Source organism: Actinomycetospora sp., from assembly GCF_055612215.1.
On sequence record NZ_JBVPVA010000734.1, the window covers coordinates 1 to 6,769 of the forward strand.

Consider the following 6,769-nt stretch of genomic DNA (forward strand, 5'->3'; position numbering starts at 1 on the left):
CGCCCGCGGGTGTCGCGCACCGTGCAGGCCACCCCGCCCTGGCGCACCCGGCGGACGAACTCCGCCTGCACCGTGGCGGGGCTCGCGTCCCACTTCGAGCCCGGGGTCGGGTTGAGCGGGATGAGGTTGACGTGCACGAGCCGGCCCAGGTGCTGCGAGGCGAGCTTCGCGAGCAGGTCCGCCCGCCAGGGCTGGTCGTTGACGTCGCGGATCAGGGCGTACTCGATGGACACCCGGCGCCCGGTGACGTCGGCGTAGTGCCGGGCGGCCTCGAAGACCTCGCGGACCGGCCAGCGGGTGTTGACCGGGACCAGGCTGTCGCGCAGCTCGTCGTCGGGGGTGTGCAGCGAGACGGCCAGGGTGACCTGCAGGCCCTCGTCGGCGAGCCGGTGGATCGCGGGCACCAGCCCGACCGTGGACACCGTGACCGACCGCTGGCTGATGCCCAGCCCGGCGGGGGCCGGGTCGCAGATCCGGTGGAGCGCGTCGACCACCCGGCGGTAGTTGGCCAGCGGCTCGCCCATGCCCATGAAGACGATGTTCGACAGCCGGGCGGGGACGCCGGCGCCGAGCGCCCCGTCCCGCGCGGCGGCGGCGGCCGTCCGGACCTGCTCGACGATCTCGGCGGTCGACATGTTGCGCTGCAGCCCGCCCTGGCCGGTGGCGCAGAACGGGCAGGCCATCCCGCAGCCGGCCTGGCTGGAGATGCAGACGGTGGCGCGGTCGGAGTAGCCCATGAGGACGCTCTCGACCAGGGCGCCGTCGGCGGCGCGCCACAGCGTCTTGCGGGTGGTGCCGCCGTCGCACTCGACCACCGACGCGGGCTCGAACAGGGGCGGGAACAGCGCGGCGAGGGTCTCGCGGGCGGCGGTCGGCAGATCGGTCATCGCCGCCGGGTCGCCCTCGTAGCGGCCGTAGTACTGGCGCGAGACCTGGTCGGCGCGGAAGCCCGGCAGGCCGAGCTCGATGACGGCGGCCTTCCGGGCGTCGGGCCCGAGGTCGGCGAAGTGCCGGGGCGGGCGGGTGCGGCGGGTGCCGGTCCCCGTGAGGGACAGGACGGGGAGCCCGGTGCCGGTCTGGGGGTCCGCGCTCACCGGACCCGGTCCCGCAGCGTCTCCAGCAGCCCGATCCGGTCCGCGGCCGAGAGCAGCACCAGCACCCCGCACACCAGGCCCAGCAGGCCCTGCGAGACGAAGCTGCCGGTCTCCTGGGTCGACATCAGCGCACCGAGCACGCCCAGGGCGATCAGCGCGATCCCGAGCCACTGCGTCGGGCGCTGTCCGGTCGAGCGGGCGAGCGCGAGGAAGGCGACCCCGGTGATCACGGCGGCCACCCCCGGGCCGAGGTACGCGGCCGAGATCAGCCCGAGCAGCACCGTGACCACCACGATCCCGCCGATCGCGAACGCGCCGTAGCGCAGCAGGTCGCCGGAGGCGCGGGGGTCGAGGGCGCGCGAGCCCCGCCGCCGGTTCTCGACGAGGATGAAGACGACGAGCGCGATCCCGCCCGCGAGCAGCAGCGTGCCGGCGCCGTCGGAGCCGAGGCCGAGGGTCCCGACCGTCAGCCACGCGACGCCGACGAGGCACTCCACGATGACCGGGTCGAGCCGGATCGAGGAACGCGGGGACCGGCCGCCCCGGGGTCCACCACGGGACCCGCCGGGTCCACCGGAGCCGGGGAGGCGCGGACCGCCGCGCGGAGGTCCCGACGGGCCACGGTCCCAGCCGCCCGGGCCGTCTCCACCGCTGCGGTAGGGGTCACCGGGGTAGGGACCGGGATGCGGGTACGACACGCCCTCCACGGTAGCCGCGTCCCGGGGTCGGGCTGCCGGGCAGGGGCGCTGGGCACAGCGCTGCCGGTCCCCCGGTCGATCAGGAGCACACGAGGCAGGCACAGCGCGCCGCACGCCGCCCCGACGTGCCCCTCGCAGGACGCGGCGCTCAGCGGCCGACCGGCACCAGGCCCGACGGTCGGCGGCGGACGTGGATCCGGTAGGCCACCGGCAGGGCGAGCCCCGGTGTGCCGTCCACGGCGCGACCGGCGACCGCCGGGGTGAACTCGATGTGGAGCACCGCGGAGAGGGTCGCCCGGTCGGGGAAGCGCCACAGGGTGTCGACCCGCCGGGTCGAGAACCCCCGGTCCGCGAAGAAGCGCTCGGCGGTCCGCGGGTCGTACCCCGGTGCCGAGGCCCGCATCCAGGCGCCGTACGAGTGGCGGGTGGCGTCGAGGTCCACGACGACGAGGGCGCCGCCCGGGCACAGGACCCGGTCCGCCTCCGCGAGGCCGGGCTCGCAGCCGGGTCCGAAGAAGTAGGCGGTGCGGGCGTGGACGACGTCGGCCGAGCGGTCGGGCAGCGGGAGGGCCGCGGCGCTGCCGCCGAGGACGGACACCGTCGGGAGGTCCTCGCACCGGCGGCGCGCCCGTTCCACCAGCGGCGGGTGGGGCTCGACGCCGGTGACGCGCCGCGCCGTCGTCGCGAACCGCGGCAGGTGGTAGCCGTCGCCGCATCCGACGTCGACGAGGTCGACGCCGTCGAGGTCCACGACCTCCTCGAGGGCCTCCCAGAGCGCACCCGTCGCGTCCTGGGCGGCGTTCTCGGCCTCGTAGACGTCGGGCCAGCGCCAGATGTTCGGGCTCTCGGTGACCCCGGGGAGCGTCACGTCACGACGGGGACGAGCACGAACAGCAGCAGCCACGCGACCGGCGCGGAGGTGACCAGCGAGTCCAGCCGCTCCATGAGGCCGCCGTGGCCGGGGATCGTGTGGCCCATGTCCTTGATACCGAGGTCGCGCTTGACCAGGGACTCGACGAGGTCACCGATGACCGCGGTGCACACCAGCAGCGGGCCGAGGATCAGGCCGTACCACCAGGGGGCGTGGAGCAGCCACATCAGGGACAGCGCCGCCCCGGTGGAGCCGAGCACCATCGAGCCGGCGAGCCCCTCCCAGGACTTCTTGGGGCTGACCTTGGGCGCCATCGGGTGCTTGCCGAACAGCACGCCGGCCGCGTATCCACCGGTGTCCGAGCAGACCACGATGATCAGGAAGACGAGGACGCGCGCCCGCCCGTCGGGTGGCACGACGAGCATGGCGCCGAACGCCATGCAGAGCGGGATCCAGCAGAGCACGAGCATCGAGGCGCCGACGTCGCGGACGAAGCCGGCCGCGCCCAGCCGCATGCGCCACACGAAGCAGCCGAGGACCGTGACCAGCAGCGAGCCGAGGATGCCCTCGGTGCCGAACGGCCAGGACAGCCAGATCATCGCCTGGCCGCCGATGAGCACCGGCACGCGGGAGAGCCGGATGCCGGCCGCGCGGTTGAGCGCGCCGAAGACCTCCCAGGTCCCGACGGCGGCCGAGAGGGCGACGATGCCGATCCAGATCTGCCGGACGGTGAGCAGCGAGACGATGATGACCGCGCCCATGAGCAGGCCGACCCCGATGGCCAGCGGCAGGTTGCGGCCCGCGCGCGACCCGGAGCCGCTCGCCGACCCCGAGGCGTCCGTCGACCCGGAGCCGTCCGTCGACCCGGACCCGTTCGACGGAGCGGCCCCGCCGGACGACGGAGCAGCGTCCGACGGAGCGGGCCCCGCCACGTCCTCCGCCACCACGGACCTCCCGGATCGAGGACCCGGCGGCGCGAGCCCCGGGTCGGCCGCTCAGATGTCGAGCAGCTCGGTCTCCTTGGCCTTGACCATGTCGTCGATCTTCGCGACGTAGGTGGAGGTGGTGGCCTCGAGCTCCTTCTCGGCCCGGGACACCTCGTCCTCCCCCGCCTCGCCGTCCTTCGCGATGCGCTGCAGTTCGGTCATGGCGCCGCGGCGGACGCTGCGGATGGACACGCGGGCGTCCTCGCCCTTGCTCCGGGCGACCTTGACCATGTCCCGGCGCCGCTCCTCGGAGAGCTCCGGGAAGACGACGCGGATCAGCGTGCCGTCGTTCGACGGGTTCACACCGAGGTCGGAGTCGCGGATCGCGCGCTCCATGACGCCCAGCGAGCTCACGTCGTAGGGCTTGATCACCGCCATACGGGCCTCGGGCACGGCGACCGACGCGAGCTGCGGCAGCGGGGTGTACGAGCCGTAGTACTCCACGCTGATGCGGTTGAACATCGCGGGGCTCGCACGCCCGGTCCGGACGCCGGAGAGGTCCTCGCGCGCGACGCTGACGGCCTTCTCCATCTTCTCCTCGGCGTCGAGGAGGGTCTCGTCGATCACTGGGGTCTCCTCTCTCGGCGCACGGGGAGTGCTCAGTGCTGGACGGGCGTGTGGACCAGCGTGCCGATCCTCTCACCCCGCACCGCCCGCGCGATGTTCCCCTCGACGAGCAGGTTGAACACCATGATCGGCATCTGGTTGTCCATGCAGAGGCTGAACGCGGTGGCGTCGGCGACCTTGAGGCCCTTCTCCAGGACCTCGCGGTGGGTGATCTCCGTGTACATCGTCGCCGTGGGGTCGATCTTCGGGTCGGCGGTGAAGACGCCGTCCACGCCCTTGGCCAGCAGCACCATCTCGCACTCGATCTCGAGCGCGCGTTGGGCCGCGGTGGTGTCCGTGGAGAAGTAGGGCATCCCGACGCCGGCGCCGAAGATGACGACCCGGCCCTTCTCGAGGTGCCGGATCGCGCGGCGGGGGATGTACGCCTCGGCGACCTGGCCCATCGTGATGGCGGTCTGCACGCGAGTGTCGACGTGGTGCTCGCGCTCGAGGAAGTCCTGCAGGGCCAGGCAGTTCATGACCGTGCCGAGCATGCCCATGTAGTCGCTGCGCTGGCGCTGCATCCCGGCCTGGGAGAGCTCCTCGCCGCGGAAGAAGTTGCCGCCGCCGATCACGACCGCGATCTGCACCCCGGTCCGGACGACCTCGGCGATCTGCCGGGCGACCGTGCGGACCACGGTCGGGTCCACCCCGACACCGCCACCGCCGAACATCTCGCCGCCGAGCTTGAGCAGCACCCGGCGCCGGGGGCCCGGGACCCACTCGTCGGAGAGCTCGGTGACTGCGTCGACGATCTCCGTACCGGTCACTGCCGACGGCTCCCCTCGTCCGGTGCGCTGCTCTCCGGTGACCGCCGTCCGGGCCCGCGGTGCGACACCGCGGGCTCGGAGGGCGGGACGGATCAGGGCTGGCCGACCTCGAAGCGGGCGAAGGTGCGGAGCTCGACGCCCGCGTCCTTCAGCACCGCCCCGACCGACTTCTTGTCGACCGAGACCGAGTCCTGCTCGAGCAGCACGGTGTCCTTGTAGTAGCCGTTGAGCCGACCCTCGACGATGCGGTCGATGATCTTCTCCGGCTTGCCCTCCTCGCGCGCGGTGGCCTCGGCGACCCGTCGCTCGCTCTCGATGACGTCGGCCGGCACCTCCTCGCGCGTGGTGTACAGCGGGCGCGCGGCCGCGACCTGCATCGCGGCGCCGCGGGCGGCGTCGTCGTCGCCGCCCTGGTAGGCCACGACCACGCCGATCGCCGGCGGCAGGTCGGACGAGCGGCGGTGCAGGTACGTCGCGGTCGGACCCTCGAGGGTCACGACGCGGCGCAGCTCCAGCTTCTCGCCGATGCGGGCGGAGAGCGCCGCGACGGCGTCCTCCACGGTGCCGTCGCCGAGCTTCGCGGCCTTGAGGGCCTCGAGGTCGCCCGTCTTCTCCGCGATCGCCACGCCGAGGATGTCCTCGGCCAGCTGGACGAAGTCGGGGTTCTTGGCGACGAAGTCGGTCTCGGAGTTGAGCTCGATCATGGAGCCGGCGCGCGCGGCGACGACGCCGTTGGCCGTGGTGCGGCCGGCGCGCTTGCCGACGTCCTTGGCGCCCTTGATCCGCAGCGCCTCGATGGCCTTGTCGAAGTCGCCCTCGTTCTCCTCGAGCGCCTTCTTGCAGTCCATCATCCCGGAGCCGGTGGCTTCGCGGAGCTTCTTCACGTCGGCGGCGGTGTAGTTCGCCATCGTGGGTCCGTTCCCCTCGTGGGTCTTCGTGGTGGGGCTGGTCTGGGCCGGGAGCCCCGCTGCACCCGACGGCGGCCTCCCGGAGGAGGCCGCCGTCGCGGTGTCAGCGGCTCGCCTGGCCGTTCTGCGGGGTGCCCGCGGCCGGGGCGGCGTCGATCGCGTTGTCGTCCGCGCCGCCCGGGGCCTCGGCGACCCCCTCGGTGCGCTCCGGCCGGTCCTCGCCGCCGGGGCTGCGGTTCTGCGACCCCTGCGTCGACACGTGCGCGTCGGTGTGGGTCTCGGCCTCGGGGCTCGCGACCGGCGCGTCCCCCGGGGCGTCCGTGGCGGCGTTCGACGGCAGGCTCTCCGGCGCCGAGGCACCGTCGCCACCGACGGCGGCGAACTCGCGCTCGACCGCCGCGTCGGCCGCCGGCTCCTCCTCGGTCCCGCTCTGGCGCTGGCTGCGGGTCTGGAGCCCGTCGGCGCATGCCTGGGCGACGACCTTGGTCAGCAGGGCGGCGGAGCGGATCGCGTCGTCGTTGCCCGGGATCGGGTAGTCGACCTCGTCCGGGTCGCAGTTCGTGTCGAGGATCGCGACGACCGGGATGTTCAGCTTGCGCGCCTCGCCGACGGCGATGTGCTCCTTCTTGGTGTCCACGATCCAGACCGCGCTCGGGACGCGGGCCATGTCGCGGATACCGCCGAGGGTCTTCTCGAGCTTCTCGTGCTCCCGGGAGAGCATGAGGATCTCCTTCTTGGTGCGACCCTCGAAGCCGCCGGACTGCTCCATCGCCTCGAGCTCCTTGAGGCGCTGCAGCCGCTTGTGCACGGTCTGGAAGTTCGTGAGCATGCCGCCC

The 6,769-nt window shown here is 73.5% G+C and carries 8 protein-coding genes; all 8 read right to left on the reverse strand.

Translation table 11 applies throughout. The features are described from left to right. Positions 1-1,055, reverse strand: a 1,055-nt coding sequence (gene rlmN, locus AC0CYZ_RS20010; RefSeq protein ID WP_472218512.1) for a 23S rRNA (adenine(2503)-C(2))-methyltransferase RlmN, incomplete at its 3' end; no start/stop codon positions are given. Between the two features lie 35 nt (positions 1,056-1,090). Further along, complete coding sequence (locus tag AC0CYZ_RS20015) at positions 1,091-1,591, reverse strand: hypothetical protein (protein ID WP_472218500.1); 501 nt, start codon at positions 1,589-1,591, stop codon at positions 1,091-1,093. A 349-nt stretch (positions 1,592-1,940) separates the two neighbouring features. Continuing rightward, on the reverse strand, positions 1,941-2,660 hold the full coding sequence (locus tag AC0CYZ_RS20020) for a class I SAM-dependent methyltransferase (RefSeq protein WP_472218502.1): 720 nt from the start codon (positions 2,658-2,660) through the stop codon (positions 1,941-1,943). Further along, positions 2,657-3,607 carry a phosphatidate cytidylyltransferase gene (locus AC0CYZ_RS20025; RefSeq protein WP_472218504.1) on the reverse strand — a complete coding sequence of 317 codons (951 nt, stop codon included), beginning with the start codon at positions 3,605-3,607 and terminating at the stop codon, positions 2,657-2,659. The genes AC0CYZ_RS20020 and AC0CYZ_RS20025 overlap by 4 nt, the downstream gene beginning before the upstream one ends. Positions 3,608-3,658: 51 nt before the next feature. Further along, complete coding sequence (gene frr / locus AC0CYZ_RS20030) at positions 3,659-4,216, reverse strand: ribosome recycling factor (protein ID WP_472218506.1); 558 nt, start codon at positions 4,214-4,216, stop codon at positions 3,659-3,661. A gap of 32 nt (positions 4,217-4,248) precedes the next feature. Then, complete coding sequence (pyrH, locus tag AC0CYZ_RS20035; RefSeq protein WP_472218514.1) at positions 4,249-5,010, reverse strand: UMP kinase; 762 nt, start codon at positions 5,008-5,010, stop codon at positions 4,249-4,251. Between the two features lie 107 nt (positions 5,011-5,117). Beyond that, positions 5,118-5,933, reverse strand: coding sequence for a translation elongation factor Ts (gene tsf / locus AC0CYZ_RS20040; RefSeq protein WP_472218508.1), 816 nt, complete (start codon positions 5,931-5,933; stop codon positions 5,118-5,120). Positions 5,934-6,036: 103 nt separating this feature from the next. After that, positions 6,037-6,769 (reverse strand): 30S ribosomal protein S2 (rpsB, locus tag AC0CYZ_RS20045; RefSeq protein ID WP_472218510.1); only part of this gene is annotated, 733 nt, incomplete at its 5' end.

Bases quoted from the DNA above. Each gene is read 5' to 3' on its own strand.
- tsf (WP_472218508.1), bottom strand. From the start codon at position 5,933: ATGGCGAACTACACCGCCGCCGACGTGAAGAAGCTCCGCGAAGCCACC.